At 72.3% G+C, this 17,939-nt stretch carries 18 protein-coding genes; 12 read left to right on the top strand and 6 right to left on the bottom strand.

The features are described from left to right. Nucleotides 1-31 precede the first annotated feature (31 nt). Nucleotides 32-808, bottom strand: a complete 777-nt coding sequence (locus EIY87_RS46195) for a hypothetical protein (RefSeq protein WP_125316451.1) — start codon at nt 806-808, stop codon at nt 32-34. A 65-nt stretch (nt 809-873) separates the two neighbouring features. Next, a complete protein-coding gene (locus EIY87_RS46190; RefSeq protein WP_125316450.1) occupies nt 874-1,134 on the bottom strand; it encodes a hypothetical protein in 261 nt (86 codons plus the stop codon). Nucleotides 1,135-1,397: 263 nt separating this feature from the next. Here EIY87_RS46190 and EIY87_RS47945 point away from each other — a divergent pair, with 263 nt between their 5' ends. Beyond that, complete coding sequence (locus EIY87_RS47945; protein ID WP_158641465.1) at nt 1,398-1,544, top strand: hypothetical protein; 147 nt, start codon at nt 1,398-1,400, stop codon at nt 1,542-1,544. A 6-nt stretch (nt 1,545-1,550) separates the two neighbouring features. On the opposite strand, the gene EIY87_RS46185 is transcribed toward EIY87_RS47945, so the two are convergent. Continuing rightward, nucleotides 1,551-2,960: an amidohydrolase family protein gene (locus EIY87_RS46185; protein ID WP_125316449.1), complete on the bottom strand. Its 1,410-nt coding sequence runs from the start codon at nt 2,958-2,960 to the stop codon at nt 1,551-1,553. Between the two features lie 133 nt (nt 2,961-3,093). Here EIY87_RS46185 and EIY87_RS46180 point away from each other — a divergent pair, with 133 nt between their 5' ends. From EIY87_RS46180 to EIY87_RS46160, 5 genes are all read left to right on the top strand, one after another. Then, nucleotides 3,094-3,903: an IclR family transcriptional regulator domain-containing protein gene (locus tag EIY87_RS46180; protein WP_125316448.1), complete on the top strand. Its 810-nt coding sequence runs from the start codon at nt 3,094-3,096 to the stop codon at nt 3,901-3,903. Nucleotides 3,904-4,163: 260 nt separating this feature from the next. Continuing rightward, complete coding sequence (locus EIY87_RS46175; RefSeq protein ID WP_125316447.1) at nt 4,164-5,321, top strand: CaiB/BaiF CoA transferase family protein; 1,158 nt, start codon at nt 4,164-4,166, stop codon at nt 5,319-5,321. Next, on the top strand, nt 5,314-6,105 hold the full coding sequence (locus EIY87_RS46170) for a citryl-CoA lyase (protein WP_125316446.1): 792 nt from the start codon (nt 5,314-5,316) through the stop codon (nt 6,103-6,105). Before EIY87_RS46175 ends, EIY87_RS46170 begins: the two co-directional genes overlap by 8 nt. Nucleotides 6,106-6,116: 11 nt before the next feature. Continuing rightward, nucleotides 6,117-6,977, top strand: a complete 861-nt coding sequence (locus tag EIY87_RS46165; RefSeq protein WP_125316445.1) for a dioxygenase family protein — start codon at nt 6,117-6,119, stop codon at nt 6,975-6,977. 6 nt (nt 6,978-6,983) lie between these two features. Next, complete coding sequence (locus EIY87_RS46160) at nt 6,984-7,937, top strand: quinone oxidoreductase family protein (RefSeq protein WP_191984530.1); 954 nt, start codon at nt 6,984-6,986, stop codon at nt 7,935-7,937. Here EIY87_RS46160 and EIY87_RS46155 read toward each other — a convergent pair. Continuing rightward, nucleotides 7,926-8,468, bottom strand: a complete 543-nt coding sequence (locus EIY87_RS46155; protein WP_125316444.1) for a carboxymuconolactone decarboxylase family protein — start codon at nt 8,466-8,468, stop codon at nt 7,926-7,928. The genes EIY87_RS46160 and EIY87_RS46155 overlap by 12 nt on opposite strands. Before the next feature lie 101 nt (nt 8,469-8,569). Continuing rightward, a complete protein-coding gene (locus EIY87_RS46150; protein ID WP_125316443.1) occupies nt 8,570-10,285 on the bottom strand; it encodes a glycosyl hydrolase family 18 protein in 1,716 nt (571 codons plus the stop codon). Between the two features lie 300 nt (nt 10,286-10,585). Here EIY87_RS46150 and EIY87_RS46145 point away from each other — a divergent pair, with 300 nt between their 5' ends. From EIY87_RS46145 to EIY87_RS46130, 4 genes are all read left to right on the top strand, one after another. Continuing rightward, nucleotides 10,586-13,168, top strand: a complete 2,583-nt coding sequence (locus EIY87_RS46145) for an FtsX-like permease family protein (RefSeq protein WP_125316442.1) — start codon at nt 10,586-10,588, stop codon at nt 13,166-13,168. Next, the gene (locus tag EIY87_RS46140; RefSeq protein WP_125316441.1) at nt 13,161-13,853 is read left to right on the top strand and encodes an ABC transporter ATP-binding protein; all 693 of its coding nucleotides are present in this window, start codon (nt 13,161-13,163) and stop codon (nt 13,851-13,853) included. The genes EIY87_RS46145 and EIY87_RS46140 overlap by 8 nt, the downstream gene beginning before the upstream one ends. After that, on the top strand, nt 13,850-14,518 hold the full coding sequence (locus EIY87_RS46135) for an ABC transporter ATP-binding protein (RefSeq protein ID WP_125316440.1): 669 nt from the start codon (nt 13,850-13,852) through the stop codon (nt 14,516-14,518). The genes EIY87_RS46140 and EIY87_RS46135 overlap by 4 nt, the downstream gene beginning before the upstream one ends. A gap of 84 nt (nt 14,519-14,602) precedes the next feature. Continuing rightward, nucleotides 14,603-14,947, top strand: coding sequence for a VOC family protein (locus EIY87_RS46130; RefSeq protein ID WP_125316439.1), 345 nt, complete (start codon nt 14,603-14,605; stop codon nt 14,945-14,947). Here EIY87_RS46130 and EIY87_RS46125 read toward each other — a convergent pair. Further along, the gene (locus EIY87_RS46125; protein WP_125316438.1) at nt 14,944-15,783 is read right to left on the bottom strand and encodes an oxidoreductase; all 840 of its coding nucleotides are present in this window, start codon (nt 15,781-15,783) and stop codon (nt 14,944-14,946) included. The genes EIY87_RS46130 and EIY87_RS46125 overlap by 4 nt on opposite strands. 97 nt (nt 15,784-15,880) lie before the next feature. Between EIY87_RS46125 and EIY87_RS46120 the strand changes: the two genes are divergently transcribed. Then, on the top strand, nt 15,881-16,783 hold the full coding sequence (locus EIY87_RS46120; RefSeq protein ID WP_125316437.1) for a LysR family transcriptional regulator: 903 nt from the start codon (nt 15,881-15,883) through the stop codon (nt 16,781-16,783). Between the two features lie 51 nt (nt 16,784-16,834). Continuing rightward, nucleotides 16,835-17,914, top strand: coding sequence for a GDSL-type esterase/lipase family protein (locus EIY87_RS46115; protein ID WP_191984529.1), 1,080 nt, complete (start codon nt 16,835-16,837; stop codon nt 17,912-17,914). Nucleotides 17,915-17,939: the final 25 nt, after the last annotated feature.

Raw genomic sequence — 17,939 nt, 5'->3', positions numbered from 1 at the left:
GCCAGCGCGGAAGCCAAGGGCAGGCGGAACTTCAACGGCGCCGTCGAACCGGGAGCCGTCGAGCAGCTGGCCCGGCGGCCGTGCGCCGTCGGGCCACCGACGAGTACACCCCGGACCACCGGACGCTGCACAAGTCCGTGTCGATGGAGTTCTCGTTCGACCGGAGGTTCCACCCGTGGAGCAGTACGACCACTTCGGCGTCACCGACGCGGCGGGCAAACCGATCTCCCGGCTGCTGCAGCTCGAGTACCGCCTCCTCGTGGCCAAGACGCTCCGCGCACTGCTGCGGGCCGCGTTCGCGGGCGCCGAGCTGACCGGCGAGTGCCTGCGGACCGAACGGGACGCGCTCGCGGAGATCGTCCGGTTCGGGCTGCCCGAGCAGGGACCGGACGAGACGGACCAGGAGTTCCAGGCCCGCCAGGAGGACCACCTGGACCACCGGCGGCGCGTGCTGGAGCGTCTCGGGGAACTCGAGCTTCCGGAGCGCGGGGACCACCGGTTCCTCCGGCTCGCGGTCGAACTGGTTGCGAAGCTGTCGCTCACCTACGCGGTCGTGGTGGCCATCCCCGGCCAGGGCGAGCGGTACGTCGTCAAGTACGACTACACGCTGATCCCCGACCTGGAACTCGGGAAGCTGACCGGGCGGCGCGGCCTGCGCAGCCGGCTGCACTTCATCCTCGGCACCCGGCCGGTCTTCCTGTCCGTCAGCGCGCGGAACGCCGCCTACTGCCAGAGCTACCACCTGACGATCGACGCCGCCTCCAACCTCTACATCGGCGACTTCGACATCTCCCCGATCACCGACCACGTGGATGCGGAGGGCACAGCCGGCGCCAGGCCGCGCTGGCGGGTCCGGGGACGCCGGGGACAGCACTACTCCCACGCGGGGATCGCCGCGCTCGCCTGCCTGGCCATCCTCGCGGCCGTCACGTGGACCGTGGCCAAGGCGCCGAACGTGGACGCCATCGACACCGAGATCGCGGCGTTCCTGCTGGCGTTCCCCGGGCTGGCGGCGGCGTGGCTGGGCTTCGAGACGCGATCGGCGCACCTGTTCGAAGGGACGCTGACCGCCCGGATCTCCTCGGCCGTCACCTTCCTGCTGTCCCTGACCGCGAGCGTGCTCCTGCTCCTCACGACCTCGCACGTCGTGTCCCGGCACCCGGTCCACCTGTTCGTCTTCGTGGCCGCCGACTGGCTGTGGTCGCTCCCGGTCGGGTGCGCGCTGCTGCACGCCGCCGCGATCTGCGCATTCTGGTGGCAGCGGGCCACCTTCTACCGGCGGCTCGCCGTGCGACCGGTCGGCAGTTCCGGGCCGCTACGACTACCTGGCCGCCGCCCACGCGGAACGGCGCTACAACAACCGGGAACGCGACGAGGTCAAGGAAGCGCAGTGGAACGTGAAGACGTTCGACTGGCCGGTGAGCCACCCCGAGGACGTCGCCGACGACGACGGCTTCCGGCTGCTCGGGAGCGACGCCTACGTGCGGGCCTTGGAGGGTCTGAGCACCAGCTACCGCCGGCAGCCGGTGGCCGGGCAGGGGTGAAGGGGCTCAGCCGCCGTGGGTGGTGTCGCTCTGGTAGGTCGTGTACGTGTACGGGTTGTCCAGGATCTTCGTCTCCGGCACGTCCGGGTTCATCCCCTGCCGCCACGCTTCCTCGCCCAGCTGGGACCGCAGGTGCTCCACCGTCGCCTCCACGCGGCGGCGGAGCGCCGGGAGGTCCGCGCCCACCAGGCGGCCGTCGCGCTTCACCACGCGGCCGTCGACCAGGACCGTGTGGACGTCGCCGCGCTGGGCTTGGAAGGCCACGTGGCCGTACGGGTTCAAGAGGGGGAACGAGGCCGGGGAGTCGTCGTTCTTCAGCAGGACCACGTCCGCCTTCTTGCCGACCTCGAGGGTGCCCAGATCGGTGCGGCCGAGTGCGTGGGCGCCGCCGCGGGTGGCCCAGTCCACCACCTGCTCCGCGCGCAGGGCCGCGTGCGTCACCGTTTCGCCCTTCGCGTGGGCTTCCAGGTGCTCGCGGGAGCGGTCCGCGCCGAGGGTGGCGCGCATCGCGGAGAACAGGTCGCCGCTCCACCAGACCGAGGTGTCCATCGACAGCGACACCGGGATGCCGTACTGGCGCAGGGCCCAGGTGGGCGGGTAGCCCTGGCCGGCGCTCTGCTCGCTCTCGGTGGACACCGACACCGAGCCGCCGGTCGCGGCGATGCGGTGGTAGGAGTCCGCCGACAGGGACGCGCCGTGGACGTAGATCGTCTCCGGGGTCATGAACCCGTTGTCGTGCATCAGGCGGATGCCGTCGTCGCCGGTCGCGCCCCACACGCCCGCGTGCGTGGTGACCGGGACGCCCAGGTCGCGGGCCACTTCGAACGCCGGCTTCTCCGGGAACGCCGGGTCGCCGGTGACGTCGAACGCGAGCTGGAAACCGAGGTCGCCGCCGGTGCGGCGGGAGACGAAGTCGCGGAACTCCGGGGTGCCGGTCCAGTTCGCCGGCGCGTCCTGGATGTTGCCGTAGGCCAGCACGAACCGCCCGGGCACGGCTTCGAGCGCGTCGGCCGCCGCGTCGGCGTGCTGGGTGGTCTGCAGGCCGTGGGACCAGTCCACTGTGGTCGTGACGCCGGCTTCGAGCGCTTCCCAGGCGCCGAGCAGGTTGCCCGCGTAGATGTCTTCGGGGCGGAACACCTTGCCCCATTCGAGGTAGTACCAGACGAAGTACTGCGTGAGCGTCCAGTCGGCGCCGTAGCCGCGCATGGCCGTCTGCCACAGGTGCCGGTGGGTGTCGATCATCCCCGGCATGACCAGCCCGCCGGTCGCGTCGATCTCCTCGGTGCCCGCCGGGACCTCGAGCGCGGGTCCGATGCCGGCGATCCGGTCGCCGGTGACGAGGACGTCTTCGCCCGGCAGCACCCGGTGAGCGTCGGCCAAGACCGTGCCACCGCGCAGGACGATCGATCCGCTCATCACTGCCTCCAGTTGCGTACACTCGTCCGCCAGACGGACATCAGATGGGTGCCGCCACTTTCGTCCAGCACCGAGCCGGTGTCAATCCCCGCCGCTACGCTGCCGTGAGGACCATCGGAGAGGGAGGTGGCGCATGCCACGCGAGGGAACCGGTCCCGACTTCATCGAGGCGCTGGCCCGCGGGCTCGACGTGATCACGGCGTTCCGGCCGGGCCGCCCGGCGATGACGCTCGCCGAGGTCGCCACCGCCACCGGCCTGGCCCGCCCGACCGCGCGCCGGATCCTGCTCACCCTCGAAGAGCTCGGGTACGTCCGCACCGACGGGCGCGACTACGCGCTCACCCCGCGCGTGCTCGACCTCGGCGTCGCCTACGTGCGTTCGACCGGGCTGTGGGACGTCGCGCGCCCGCACCTGGAACGCCTGGTCGCGCGCACGAACGAGTCGTGCTCGATCGCCCAGCTCGACGGCTCGGACATCGTCTACGTCGCACGGGTGGCGGTCCCGAAGATCGTCGCGCTCGCCGTGCAGATCGGCACCCGGTTCCCGGCGCTGCCGACGTCGCTGGGCAAGGTCCAGCTGGCCGCGCTGCCGCCGGACGAGCTGGAGGCGGTGCTGGCCGAGCCGACCCGGTCCGGGCTGGTGCCGCGCTGGCAGCCCGACCGCGCCGAACGCGACGCCGAGCTGCGCGAAGTCCGCGCGCGGGGCTGGGCGCTGACCGACGAGCAGCTCGCCCCGGGCATCCGGTCGGTGGCCGCGCCGCTGCGCGACGGGTCCGGGCGGGTGATCGCCGGGGTGAACGTCAACTGCCACGCCGCCGAGACGCCGGTGGAGAAGCTGCTGGAGCGCCACCTGCCGCTGCTGCTGCAGACCGCCGGGGAGATCAGCGCGGACTTCGCCCGGCTGGACACCGTCCCGCACGTCACGGTCCCCGCCGCTCGGTGACCGCGCGCCGCCCGGCCCGAAGGTCGGGGGGCCCGGCAAAGTGCCTGGCCACGTGGTCTGCCCGGCGCCACGGAATGTCATGAAAGGGTCGTTCATGTCGTCTGACGAGGTGAACGACCCTTTCATGACATCGCGGGTGGCCGATCGGCCGTGCTGCGCGACTTTGCCGGCGGGCTGCCGCCCCGCTCCTTGACCGCGTCCCCACTCCGGAGCAGACTGCGGACATTAGTCCGTCAGACGGACAGATGTGGAGGCGTTGCGTGGAACGACCCGAGGGTCCGCTGTCCGGGCTGCTGGTCGCGGACTTCTCCCGGGTGCTCGCCGGCCCGTACGCCACGATGCTGCTCGCGGACATGGGCGCCGACGTCGTCAAGGTCGAAGGACCCCAGGGCGACGAGACCCGTACGTGGATGCCTCCCGTACGCGGGGACGTCTCCACCTACTACCTCGGCGTCAACCGCGGCAAGCGGTCGATCGCCCTGGATCTGCGCGACGAAGCCGACGCCGCCGTCGCGCGCGAGCTGGCGGCCCGTGCGGACGTGCTGATCGAGAACTTCAAGCCCGGTGGCCTGGCGAAGTACGGCCTGGACTACGCCGCCGTCCGGGAAGCCAACCCCCGCAGCGTCTACGCCTCGATCAGCGGGTTCGGCTCGGGCGAAGGGCGCCACGTACCCGGCTACGACCTGATGGTGCAGGCGATCTCGGGGCTGATGAGCCTGACCGGCGATCCGGACGGCCCGCCGTACCGGGCGGGGATCTCGGTGTTCGACGTGATGGCGGGCAACCACGCGGTGATCGGCATCCTCGCCGCGCTGCGCCACCGGGACGCGACCGGCGAGGGGCAGCACGTCGAGGTCAACCTGCTGTCCTCGGCGCTGACCGGGCTGGTCAACCACAGCTCCGCCTACGCCGCCGGCGGGGTGGTCCCGTACCGGATGGGCAACGCCCACCCCAGTGTCTTCCCCTACGAACCGCTGCCCACCGCGGACGCCGACCTGATCGTCGCCGCGGCCAACGACGGGCAGTTCCGCCGGCTGTGCGACGTCCTGGACCTGCCCGGGGTACCCGACGACCCGCGGTTCGCCCGCAACGCCGACCGGACGAAGAACCGCGAGGAACTGCGGCCGCTGCTCGTCGAGCGGCTGAAAACGCGGGGCGCGGTGGAGTGGTTCGAGGCGCTGACGAAGGTCAGTGTCCCGTGTGGACCGATCAACACCATCGACGGCGGGTTCGCGATGGCCGAGCGGTTCGGGCTCGATCCGGTCGTCGAGGTCGGCGAGGGTGACCGCGCCGTCCCGACCACGCGCCACCCGATCCGGTTCTCCGCGACCCCCGCCGCCTACCGGCTGCCGCCGCCGGAACTCGACGAACACGGCGCCGAGCTGCGCGCCTGGCTGACGGAGGAGCGAAATGCCTGACCCGGCTTACGAAACCGCGCTGGGTTCGTCCACGAAGGACAAGATCACGCTGCTCGGCCAGGACCTCGCCGAGGACGTGATGGGGTCGGTCGGCTTCGGCGAACTCGCCTTCTGGCTGGCGACGCAACGCCGTCCGTCCACAGGGGAGACTCGCGTCTTCGAAGCGGTACTGGCCGCGCTCGCCGACCACGGGTTCACCCCGACCGCGATCGTCACCCGGCTGACCTACCTGTCCGCCCCCGACTCCGTGCAGGGCGCGCTCGCCGCCGGGCTGCTGGGCGGCGGGTCGCGGTTCCTCGGCGTCACCGAGGACTGCGGCCGGTTCCTGCACGACGTCCTCGACGGCGCCGAGCGGCCCACCGACGAAGCGGGCTGGGACGCGCTCGCGCTCGAGACGGTGAAAACGCAGCGTGCGGCGAAGAAGTTCGTCCCGGGGCTCGGGCACCACGTGCACAAGGACGGCGACCCGCGCACCCGCCGGCTGTTCGCGATCGCCGACGAGGAGGGCCTGCGCGGCCCGCACCTGGAGCTGTTCGCCGCGATCGGCCGGGTGCACCCCCGGGTGCTCGGGAAGACGCTGCCGCTCAACGGCGCGGGTGTCTGCGGCGCGGCGCTGGCCGACCTCGGGCTGCCGCTGCCGCTGCTGCGCGGGTTCGCGCTGCTGGCCCGGACCGCCGGGCTGATCGGTCAGCTCGCCGAGGAGCTGCGCCACCCCGTCGCCAACGACATCTTCCTGTCGGTCGACCTGAACAACCGGCCGGTCCCGCCGGACCCCGAACCCTGAGAGGAACGCCGATGCGGCTCGTCACCGAGGACAACATCACCGAGCTGGCCGCGGCGCGCTGGTCGAGCGCGCACGACCCGCGGACGGCGCAGGTGCTGGCCGCGCTGGTGCGCCACCTGCACGCTTTTGCCCGCGAAGTGCGGCTGAGCGAGACCGAGTGGATGGCCGCGATGCGGTGGCTCACCGAAACCGGGCAGATCAGCGACGAGAAGCGGGAGGAGTTCATCCTCGCCTCCGACGTGCTCGGGCTGAGCATGCTGGTGGTGCAGATGAACCACGCCTTCGACGCGAAGGCGACCCCGGCCACCGTGCTCGGCCCGTTCCACATCGACGGCTCCCCCGAGAAGGAGTTCGGCGGGGACATGTCCGACGGCCTGCCCGGCACTCCGCTCTACATCACCGGCACCGTCACGGGGCTGGACGGCTCCCCCGTCGCCGGCGCGGTGCTGGACGTGTGGCAGGCCGACGAGGAAGGCGCGTACGAGTCGCAGATCCCGGACGTCGACGAAGCCCGGCTGCGCGCGAAGTACACCAGCCGCGCCGACGGGACCTACTGCCTGCGCACGATCGCGCCGAAGGGTTACTCGATCCCGATGGACGGCCCGGTCGGCGCGCTGATCCGCGGTACCGACATCAGCCACTTCCGACCCGCGCACGTGCACTTCCTGATCAACGCGGCCGGCTACGAGCCGCTGATCACGCACCTGTTCCAGGAGGGGGCCGAGTACCTCGACACCGACGTCGTGTTCGGCACCAAGCAGGAACTGGTCGTCGCCTTCGAGTCCCGCGAGCCCAGGCCGACGCCGGAGGGCGGGCACTGCGCCGCGCCGTGGCTCGAGGCGCGGTACGACTTCGTCCTCCAGCCCGTGTGACCCGCGGTGCGCGCCGCGGAGATCCGGGTGGCGGGCGAGCCGCCGGTGGTGACCGACCGGCCGGCGCCCGAACCGGGGCCGGCGGAGGTCGCGGTCAGCGTCACGGCGGCCCCGATCACCCCGCTGGACGTGCTCTGCGCGTCGGGCACGTCCTACTTCGGCCGCCCGGCGACGCCGTACGTGCCGGGGGTGCAGGGGGTCGGCGTGCTGACGCGGCCGGCGCCGACGCACCCGGCGGGCACGCCGGTCTGGTTCGCGACCGCCGCGGGCATGCTCCCCGGGGACGGCAGCATGGCCGAGCACGTCGCGGTGGCGGCCGCCGACGTGGTCGTCCTGCCGCCGGGCGCCGACCACGCGCTGGTGGCGGCGCTCGGGCTGTCGGCGGTCGCGGCGTGGCGGTGCCTGACCGGGACCGGGGAACTCGCCGCGGGGGAAACGGTGCTGGTGCTCGGGGCCGGCGGGGTCGTCGGCCAGTCGGCGATCCAGCTGGCGCGGGTGGCCGGCGCGGGGCACGTCGTCGCGTGCGCGCGCTCGGCGGCCGCGCTCGAGCGGGCCGAGCGGCTCGGCGCGGACTCGACGGTCCGGCTCGAAGCAGGCGACGACGTCGGCAGCCTGGCGCGGCGGCTCGGCGAACACCCCGCGGACCTGGTGATCGACCCGGTGTGGGGGCTCCCGGCCGCCGCGGCGCTGCACGCGCTGCGCCCGGGCGGGCGCCTGGTGAACCTCGGCAGTTCCGCCGGCGAGCAGAGCCCGCTGTCGTCGGCCGTGCTGCGCAGCCGGTCGCTGCGCGTGCGGGGCTACACGAACAACGAACTCAGCGCGGACGAGCGCCGCGACGCGCTCCTGACGGTGGTCGGGCACGCGCTGACCGGGGCCCTCACCGTCGACTACGCGCGGGTCGCGCTGCAGGACGCGGCCCGCGCGTGGACCCGCCCGGGCCGCGTGGTGCTAGTTCCCTAGGCGGGCGTAGCCGTCGACGGCGAGGCGCTTGCCGATCTGGTCGTAGACGGCCTGGTCGTCGGGAGCGACCGTGGCGAGACCGTCGACGTACCGGTTGAACAGGCAGAACGACGCCGCGATCAGCACGGTGTCGTGGATCTCGACGTCCGTGGCGCCCTCGGCGCGGGCGGCGGCGACGAGTTCGTCGGTGACCGCGCGCCCGGTTTCGCGGACGGCGAGGGCGATCCACAGCAGCGCCTTGATCTTCGCCGACACCGGGGCGTCGTCGATCCCGCCGCACGCGGCGTCGACCACCGCGCGGCCGCCGTCGAGGGTTTCGGCGGCCGCGGCGGCGTGGCTGCCGGTGCAGAAGCGGCACTCGTTGCCGTTGGACACGACGGCGGCGATCAGCTCGCGTTCGCCGACGCTGAGGGAGTTGGGACCGCGCAGCAGCACCTCGGCCAGCTGCCCGAGCGGCGTCGCGGTCTCCGGCCGGTAGGCGAACAGGGCGGAGATCCCGGGCAGGGCCGGGTCGAGCGGGATGTGCGGCATCGGTCCTCCTGGCTGAGGGCGAAAGATCCTCAAGCGAGTCTTTCGCCCCGCGGCGGCCCGGCCAACCTCCGCTTTGCGCAACCGGGCCACCGCCGGACGGCTCAGCTGATGCTGAAGTCGTCCGCGTAGAGGGCGCTCTGGCCGTACCAGCCGTGGACGTAGACGGTCACCGCGCCCGACGCGCCGGTGGTGAAGGGCACCGACAGCTGGGTCCAGCCGCTGCTGGAGGTCCAGGTGCTCGCGCTGGCCCCGCCGCGGACGCCGACGTAGGCGTAGCTGCCCTGGACCCACGCCTTGAGCGTGTAGGCGTGGTTGGGGGCGAGGGTGACGTTCTGCGCCGCTTCGCCGGTGGCCGAGGCGGTGGGCACGACCTGCAGCGCGTGCGTGCCCGAGTGGGCCGGGGACGCGACGATCGCGTCACCCGCGGCGCTCCACGGGCTCAGCGCGCCGGTTTCGAAGCCGCCGTTGACGACGCCGCCGGCGGGCGGGGTGCCGTTCACGGTGAGGGTGAAGGTGGCGCTGTGGCTGCCGGAGGTGGCGGCGCCGGTGACGGTCAGCGGGTAGACGCCGGGGACGGCCGCGGTCGTGGTGCTCACCGACAGGGTCGCGGTGCCGCCCGCGGTCACCGTGCCCGGGGTGACCGACGCCGTGACGCCGGCGGGCGCGCCGGTGACCGACAGCGCGACCTGCTGCGCGGAGCCGGACGTCACCGCGGTGGTGATGGTGGCGGTGGCGGACTTGCCGGGGTCGACGGCGGCCGAGGCCGGGTTCGCGGTGACGGAGAAGTCGTTGCCGGGCACCGAGGTGCCGCCGGTGAAGGGTTCGAAGGCGTGGCTGAAGAACCAGGTGTCCTGGGCGATGCCGGAGCAGTTGTCCGCGGCGGCGCCGCCGGGGCAGCTGCCGTTGTCGCGCTGCAGCGCCCAGAAGGAGATCTCGTTGATGCCCTTCGAGACGGCCCAGTTGTAGACGGTGGCGGCGTCGGCGGTGGTGAACGTCTCGGCGGGGCCGAAGTCGTCGACGCCGATCATCTCGGTGACCCCGACGCTCGCCCACAGCTGCGCCTGCGTCTTGCCGGGGTAGAGCGCGGCGAGCTGGGAGACCAGCCCGGTGGCGGCGGTCTGGGTGTCGGTGGCCATCTGGTGGGCGGCGTTGTCGTAGTAGTCGAAGGTCATCAGGTTGACCACGTCGACGCGGGTGCCGTTGCTGACGGCGTTGCGCAGCACGGCCAGTCCGCTGTCGGCGAGGCCGCGGGTGGTCGTGGGCAGGGTGTAGGAGATCTGCAGGGAGCGGCCGCTTGCGGCGGCCCAGTCCTGGACCTTCTTGATGGCCTTGTTGCGGCGGTCGATGCCGGCGGTGTTGGTGAGGGAGTTGTCCTCGATGTCCATGTCGAGGCGCGGGACGTCGTAGGTGGTGATCACCGCTTCGTAGGCGGCGGCGATGGAGTCGACGCTGGTGCAGCTGTCGGCGATCTCGGTGCCGGTGTTGTCGGCGGTGTAGCCCCCGAAGGACGGGATGACGTCGCCGCCGCGGGAGCGGATCGTGGCGATGTCGGCGCCGAAGGTCGAGTTCGCGATCGGCATCCCGGTGTCACCGTTCCAGTAGACGGTGCAGGAGCCCTTGGTGGCGGCCTGGATGAACGCCATGGTGAGGTGCTTGGCGCCGGACTGCTGGGCCAGCGCGGCCGGGCTCTCCCCCGTCCAGGCTTCGAAGTAGGGCGCGAACACGTGCGCGGGCAGCGGCGTCGCGGCCTGCGCGGTTGCGGCCGCGGTGACCAGCGAACCGGCCGAAACCGCCAGCGCGGCCAGGAAAACGGACATTCGGGCGGGGAATCTGCGTCGTCGCATCTAGCGCTCCAGAGCCGGCGGGGAACCGTGCCGCGGCGGTGCACGGGGGAACGCCTTCAGGATTGGATCAGACCAATCCGGGAGTCAAGGTCTAGACCACTAAACCGGCCGGATGGCCGCCGCGGTTGCGCCGGGCCGGAAAAGTCCCGTTCGCCGCCGAACGTGACCATGTCCCCCGACTAACGATCGTGACAAAAACGTTCCAACCCCCCCGATTCCCCGGTAGCGTGCGCGTCCATGCGGGTGACATGGGGGAAGATTGGACAACGCAGAGTGACCAAACCGTGGCGGGCCGCCCCGAAGGCCGCGCTCTCCAGCCCGCTCACGCTGATCGTGGCCGCGGTGACCTCGCTGCTCGCCTGCTTCCTCGGCACCGCCGCGGTCCTGCAGGCCTCCGCCGCCGGCGGCGCCACCGTCGCCTACCAGACCGGCATCACCTGCCCCGACAGCTACGGCCCGGTCTTCGGCAAGGGCAACATCCGCGTCCAGGACATCCCCGCCCTCACCCAGGCCGTCCAGCGCCACGCCCCCGCCCACGGCTTCGGCGCCCCGGTCGTCGGCGCCTACACCACCGTCCTGCGCGGCACCGAGTTCAACGGCGACCCCCACTACAAGATCCGCCTCGGCTACCGCGACCAGGCCGGCCTCGACAACCTGACCCTCCAGCAGGGCTCGCGCGCACCCGGCCTGTGGCTCGGCAACGTCGTCGCCGACGCCGAGCACATCGGCGTCGGCGCGAAACCCAGCCTCCAGGGCATCCCGCTGCCACCGGTCACCGGCATCTACGCCGACCTGCTCGACCCGCCGCCGCGGTGGTGGTGCTCCCAGCAGTCCGGCGCCGTCGTCGACCGCCTCGTCGACGACCCGATCGACTCGATCGTCTTCGCCACCGACCAGAAGACCTTCGACACCGCGATCACCGCCATCGGCCTGCCCTCGGTGCAGTACTTCCACATCTCCTTCTACGAACCGGCGCCCACCACCCTCAGCGCCGCCGAAGACCTGCTGCGACGCTCCCAGGACCTCGTCGCCGACGTCCGCGCCGACCTCACCGCCCGCGGCCTCGGCCACCTCGTCGCCGCCAACGTCCCCACGTTCGAACGCTCCGTCCAGATCGCCCGCCAGGCCCAGGACAACGTCTTCGTGTCGATCCTGCCGCTCGCGCTCATCAGCGTCCTGGTCGGCTGCGCCGGCCTCGGCACCGTCGCGCTCCAGTGGTACCAGCGGCGCCACGCCCAGCTGCGGCTGCTCTCCGCCCGCGGCAGCGGCCCGGCCGCACTCGGCGGCCTCGCCGTCGCCGAACTCGGCCTCCCGATCTTCGCCGGCGGCGCACTGGGCGCCACCGCGGCCCGCCTGCTGCTCAGCGTCTACGGCCCGCCCGGCCGCCCCGACCCGGCCGCCGAACTGCAGGCCGCCGGCGTCGCGGCCGCGACCCTGCTCCTCTCGCTGACGATCCTGGCCACCATCGTCGCCGTCCGCGTCCACCGCGAATTCGAACTCGGCCGTGTCCGCCGCAAGGGCAACCGGGCCCGGCTGCTGGCCTACTTCCCCTGGGAACTCGCGACCGCGGGCATGGCCTGGCTCGGCTGGACCCGGCTCGCGCACTACGGCAGCGGATCCCGCCTCGGAAATCCATTACCGCAGGTCGATCCGCTGGCACTGACCTACCCGGTGTTCGTGGTGCTGACCGTCGGCCTGCTGACCGCACGCCTGGCCTGGCTCGCCCTGCACGCCTCCCACCGCGCCCGCCTCTGGTCCCGGCCCGCGCTGCAACTGGCGATCCGGCGGCTCGCCGGCGCCCGAGCGCCCGTGACCGGCGTGCTCGTCATCGGCACCCTCGCCGTCGGCACCCTGGCCACCGGCACCGGCATCGCCCGCGGCCAGGAAGAAGCGCTCAACACCAAGTCCGCCGTCTTCGTCGGCAGCAACGCCCGCCTCGACACCGACAGCCCCATCGGCATGGGCGACGTCGCCATGCCCGCCTCCCTCGCCGGCACCAGCACCGTCGTCGGCGAACTGACCGGCACCGGCAGCGTCGTCCTCGTCATCGACCCCGCGACGTTCGCCCGCGGCGCCGCCGTCGACAGCGTCCCGGCCGACGACCTCGACACCCTGCTCAACAAGATCTCCCAGCCCGACCCCCACGGCACCCCCGTCATCCGCGTCGGGCACACCCCCAAGCAGACCGCCACACTCCCGGACGGGCTCCCCGACGCCGTCCCCGCCGGCGACCTCCCGGTCTTCCCGATGATCGGCACCTCACCCGGCTACGTCGTCTCCCGCACCGTCCTCAGCCACGCCCAGCTCGACAGCGTCCCCAAGTGGAGCGTGCTCACCAAGGCATCGATGGCCGACGCCACCACCGCCCTGCGCGACGCCGGCGTCTTCATCCCCAACCGCGTCAGCCGCGAATCCGCGCTCGACGGCCTCCCGTTCTTCGTCGTCTCGTGGACGTTCTCCTTCGTCGCCCTGCTCGGCGCCGTCCTCGGCATCGTCGCCATCCTCGCCCTGCTCGTCGCCGTCGAAGTCCGCCGCAGGCAGAACGCCCTCGCTGGCGCCCTCGTGCTCCGCATGGGCATGCGGCCACGCACCCTGCTCGCCAGCCACCTCATGGAGCTCGGCGCGCTCAGCGGCCTTGCCATCGCCGTCGGCGTCGCCTGCGGCGTCTCCGTGGCCGGCCTGTCCGTCCCGCGGTTCGACCCCGCCACGTTCCTCGCCCCCCGCTCGGAACTCCCCGACCCGCTGCCCTTCGTCCTGACCGTCGTCGTCATCGGCGTGGCGGTCGTCGCCCTCGCCGGCTGGATCGCGGTGCGCTCGGTGCGCACCGCCCGGACCGCGGAGCTGATCCGTGCCTGAAAAACCGATCTTCTCCCTGCGCGGCATCGGCGTGGACTACCAGACCCCCGCCGGGATCGTCACCGGCGTCGACGACGTCAGCATCGACGTCCCCGCCCGCGGCATGACCGTCCTCGCCGGCCCCTCCGGCTCCGGCAAGTCCACGCTCCTGCGCGTCCTGGGCCTGTTCGAACAACCCGCCCGCGGCACCCTCACCTTCCAAGGCGCCGACACCCGCAAGCTCAAGCACCGCGAACGCCGCGCCCTGCGCCGCCACCACCTCGGCCTCGTGTTCCAGAACCCCGCCGACAACCTCCTCGGCTACCTCCCGGTCGCCGAAAACCTCCGCGCCGCCGCCGAAGCCGCCGGCACCGACTGCAACCCCGACGACATCCTCGGCCAGCTCGGCCTGCACGGCACCGGCGACTGGAAGATCTCGGCACTCTCCGGCGGCCAGCAGCAACGCCTCGCCTTCGGCTGCGTCCTCGCCGCCCGCTCCACCGTCATCCTCGCCGACGAACCGACGTCCCAACTCGACGAAGCCTCCGCCGACCTCGTGCTCGACACCCTGCGGTACCTCGTCGACCAGGACTTCGCCGTGCTCGTCGCCTCCCACGACGACCGCCTCATCGACCTCGGCGCCCGCGTCGCCCGCCTGCACAAGGGCACCCTCGAACGCGTCGAAGAACGGGAACCGCAGCCATGACCCTCGTCGAAGCCAAAGGCCTCCGCCGCAGCTTCACCCACCCCAGCGGCGACATCGAAGTCCTGCGCGGCCTCGAACTCCGCGTCGCCGCCGGCGAACTCGTCACCGTCTCCGGCCGCTCCGGCTCCGGCAAAAGCGCCCTGCTCGCCCTGCTCTGCGGCTTCGACTCCCCCGACTCCGGCTGCGTCCTCCTCGACGGCGTCCCCATCAGCGGCGCACCCCCGTGGCACACCTGCGCCGTCCTCCCCCAGGCCCTCGGGCTCGCCAACGAACTGACCATCGCCGAAAACGTCGCCCTCCCCCTCCGCCTGCGCGCCGACGTCCCCCGCCCCGCCCCCGACGAGATCCACGCCCGCGTCACCGAACTCCTCGACGAACTCGGCATCGGCGACCTCGGCGACCGCTACCCCCTCGAAGTCTCCTTCGGCCAGCAGCAACGAGTCGCCCTCGCCCGCGCGGTCGCCGGACGCCCCAGGGTGCTGCTCACCGACGAACCCACCGCCCACCTCGACGCCGGCTCCACGCCCCGGGTGCTTCGCCTGCTGCGCCGCTGCGCGACCGAGGGCGCGGCCGTCATCGTCGCCACCCACGACGACGAAGTCCACCGCATCGCCGACCGCCGCGTCCGCCTCCTCGACGGCGTCCTCACCGCCCTGCTCGACTGATCGATCAGGAATCGAGAAGCCCAGGTCAGCGAGCCGCGAATAGCGTCGTAGCCGTACCGCAACGACGACCACAGGAGCACCGCGATGACCACCCAGGGGATCAAGACCGTCCTGCACCCCGTGACCGACCTCGCCGCCGCCAAAGCCGTCTACACCGCCCTGCTCGGCACCGAACCCCAGGCCGACGCGCCCTACTACGTCGGCTACGACACCGAAGGCCAGCACATCGGCCTCGTCCCCAACGGCGCCCAGCAGGGCATGACCGGCCCGGTCACCTACTGGCACGTCGACGACATCGCCGCGAAGCTCGCCGAAGTCACCGCCGCCGGCGCGAAGGTCAAGGACGAGCCCAAGGACGTCGGCAACGGCCGCCTCGTCGCGACCTTCACCGACGCCGACGGCAACGTCCTCGGCCTGCTCCAGGACTAACCCAGCGCGGTCGCCCGGCTGACGTCCTCCCACGCCGCCAAATCCGCCGCCAGCGCCTCGTGCTGCGCCCGGATCGCCTCCACCGCGTCCGCGCCCAGCGCCAGGCGCAACGGCGCGTCCGCACTCCCGACCGCCCGCACGATCGCCGCCGCGGCCTTCGCCGGGTCGCCCGGCTGCGTACCGTCCATGTGCGCCACCGCCTCCCGCGTCCCCGACGTCGACACCGCGTACGCCTCGATCTCCCGCGAACGGTGCATCCGGCCACCACCGAACTCCGTCCGGAACGCACCCGGCTCCACGATCAGCACCCGCACCCCGAACGGCGCCACCTCCGCCGCCAGCGCCCCCGAAATACCCTCCAGTGCGTACTTCGCCGCGCAATAAGCCCCGAAGCCCGGCATCGACAGCTGCCCACCCATCGAACTGATCTGCACGACCGTCCCGCTGCCCTGCGCCCGCAAGTGCGGCAGCACCGCCTTCGTCACCGCCACCGCACCGAAGAACATCACCTCCAGCAACCCGCGCAGCTCCTCCATCGTCAGCTCCTCGACCGCGCCGACCGAACCATTGCCCGCGTTGTTCACCACGACGTCGATCCGCCCGAACGCCACCAGCGCCGTCTTCACCGCCGCGTCGATCTGCCCCTCGTCGGTCACGTCCAGCGCCGCCGTCCGCACCCGCGCACCACCGCGCTCAAGCAGATCCGCCAACGTCTCCGGCCGCCGGGCCGTCGCCACCACGCGGTCACCCGCCGCCAGCGCGGCCAGCGCGATCTCCCGGCCGAACCCGGCCGAGCACCCCGTGATCAACCAGACGCGGCCATCGGTGTTCGTCATCTTCCGTTCCTCCCAGTGGTTTTCCTCCCCCCATCCTCGGGAAGATCACCACCGGGGCGCCAACACCGGTCTCCTGCCACAGCTACAGTCAGAACCTGTGACCCCCGAGCTCCGGCACCTGCGCTACTTCGTCGCCGTCGCCGACGAAACCAGCTTCACCCGCGCCGCCGCCGGCCTCCACATCGCCCAGCAATCGCTCTCCCAGCAGATCACCGTCCTCGAACGCACCCTCGGCGCCCGCCTCTTCGACCGCGACGCCCGCGGCACCCGCCTCACCGCCGTCGGCGCCCTGTTCCTCCCCGAAGCCCGCGCGGTCCTCGCCCGCGCCGACGAAGCCGTCGCCACCCTCGGCCGCGCCGTCCGCGGCGAAATCGGCACCGCCCGCCTCGCCTTCCTCACCACCACCGCCAACTACCTCCTGCCCCCGATCGTCCGCGCCGTCCGCGAACGGTTCCCCGGCCTCACCGTCACGACCACCGAAGCACCCATCGCCGAACTCGTCGACGGCCTCCGCCACCACCGCTTCGACCTCGCCTTCACCCGCCCGCCCCTGGTCGACGACCTCACCACCCGGACCCTGCTCACCGAAGAGGTCTGCGCCGTCCTCCCCACCGACCACCCCCTCGCCGGCCGCCCCGCACTGAAACTCGCCGACCTCGCCGCCGAACCGTGGGTCCTCACCCCACGCACCAGCTGGGAACCCTGGCACCGCACCTACGACGACGACTTCGCCACCGCCGGCTTCACCCCGCACGTCGTGCAGCGCGCCGACACCGTCCAAGGACTCCTCGGACTCGTCGCCGCGGGCGTCGGCGTCACCCGCCTGACCCGCTCCTCCCACAGCCTCCGCCGCACCGGCGTCGCCTTCGTCCCCCTCGACGGCGACCTCGCCCGCACCGAACTCGTCTGGTCACCCACCAACGACAACCCGGCCATCCGCACCATCACCGACGTCGCCGTCGAACTCGCCGCGACCACCGACCTCACCGAAGCCGGCTAGCCCTGATCCACTTCACCGGAGCCCGGCACCCGAACCGTAGAATCGACGCCGATGCGACGTCTTCGGTGGTACTGGGGGGCACTGGTCCTCGTCTGCGTGGCCCTCCTGGCCGGCTTCTTCGTCTTCTTCGGCTCCGAAAGCAAAAACGGCCGACCGCAACCCCGCCAAGGCCCACCCGGCACCGGCCCGCTCACCGTCGTCGCCATGGGCGACAGCACCGTCTCCGGCGAAGGCGCCGGCCAGTACACCGCCACCACCAACGGCCAAGGCGGCAACTGGTGCCACCGCTCCCCCAACGCCTTCGTCGAGAAGATCGACATCCCCGGCATCACCGCCCACGTCAACCTCGGCTGCTCCGGCGCCCCCGCCGAACAGGTCGCACTCGGCGACGTCAAGCAGTGGACCGAAGGTTCCCAAGCCCAGCAGCTCGCCGCGCTCGTCAAGGACCACCGCGTCGCCGCCGTCGTCATGGCCGTCGGCGCCAACGACGAACCCAAGTTCTCCAACCAGGTCACCGAATGCTTCAAAGCCTGGTTCAACCCCGGCGGCCCGTCCTGCAGCGAAGCGCTCAAGCAGACCTGGCAGTCCAAAGTGGACGCCATGGTGCCGAAGGTCGCGACCGCCGTCTCCGACGTCAAGAAAGTCCTCGCCCATGCCGGCTACGTCCCCGCCGACTACCAGCTCGTCCTGCAGTCCTACGCCGCCCCCATCGGCCCGGACCTGCCCGAAGACCTGCGCACGCTCAACGGCTGCCCGTTCCGCCTCGAAGACCTCCGCTGGATCTCCCAGACCGGGATCGGCGTCCTCTCCTCAGGACTGAAGGCGGCCGCGCAGCAGTCCGGCGCCCGGTTCCTCGACCTCGCCAAGGCCGGCGTCAAGCACGAAGCCTGCAGCGGTGGCGCCAACCCCGCGACCGAGTGGTTCACCCGCCTCACCCTCCAGCTCGCCGACCTCGGCCAAGCCGACCGGGCCGGCCACGCGCTGCAGGAGTCGTTCCACCCCAACGCCGCCGGGCACGCCGCGATCGCCAACTGCCTCACGGAGTTCATCGCGGCCCGCGAAGGGAACGCCTCCTGCCTCGCCGGTGCGGACGGGAAGCTGCACTCGGCCCCGGAGGTCGTGGCTCGCTGAGGGTTCCCCGGTCTATAGCCGAGGT

The organism is Amycolatopsis eburnea (assembly GCF_003937945.1).
Classification (GTDB): Bacteria; Actinomycetota; Actinomycetes; order Mycobacteriales; family Pseudonocardiaceae; genus Amycolatopsis; species Amycolatopsis eburnea.
Note: the sequence above shows the minus strand (reverse complement) of the source record. Positions and strands in the feature narration are given on the sequence as shown.

Bases quoted from the DNA above. Each gene is read 5' to 3' on its own strand.
- EIY87_RS46185 (WP_125316449.1), bottom strand. From the start codon at position 2,960: ATGAGCGGATCGATCGTCCTGCGCGGTGGCACGGTCTTGGCCGACGCT.
- EIY87_RS46180 (WP_125316448.1), top strand. From the start codon at position 3,094: ATGCCACGCGAGGGAACCGGTCCCGACTTCATCGAGGCGCTGGCCCGC.
- EIY87_RS46170 (WP_125316446.1), top strand. From the start codon at position 5,314: ATGCCTGACCCGGCTTACGAAACCGCGCTGGGTTCGTCCACGAAGGAC.
- EIY87_RS46165 (WP_125316445.1), top strand. From the start codon at position 6,117: ATGCGGCTCGTCACCGAGGACAACATCACCGAGCTGGCCGCGGCGCGC.
- EIY87_RS46155 (WP_125316444.1), bottom strand. From the start codon at position 8,468: ATGCCGCACATCCCGCTCGACCCGGCCCTGCCCGGGATCTCCGCCCTG.
- EIY87_RS46150 (WP_125316443.1), bottom strand. From the start codon at position 10,285: ATGTCCGTTTTCCTGGCCGCGCTGGCGGTTTCGGCCGGTTCGCTGGTC.
- EIY87_RS46135 (WP_125316440.1), top strand. From the start codon at position 13,850: ATGACCCTCGTCGAAGCCAAAGGCCTCCGCCGCAGCTTCACCCACCCC.
- EIY87_RS46130 (WP_125316439.1), top strand. From the start codon at position 14,603: ATGACCACCCAGGGGATCAAGACCGTCCTGCACCCCGTGACCGACCTC.
- EIY87_RS46125 (WP_125316438.1), bottom strand. From the start codon at position 15,783: ATGACGAACACCGATGGCCGCGTCTGGTTGATCACGGGGTGCTCGGCC.
- EIY87_RS46115 (WP_191984529.1), top strand. From the start codon at position 16,835: ATGCGACGTCTTCGGTGGTACTGGGGGGCACTGGTCCTCGTCTGCGTG.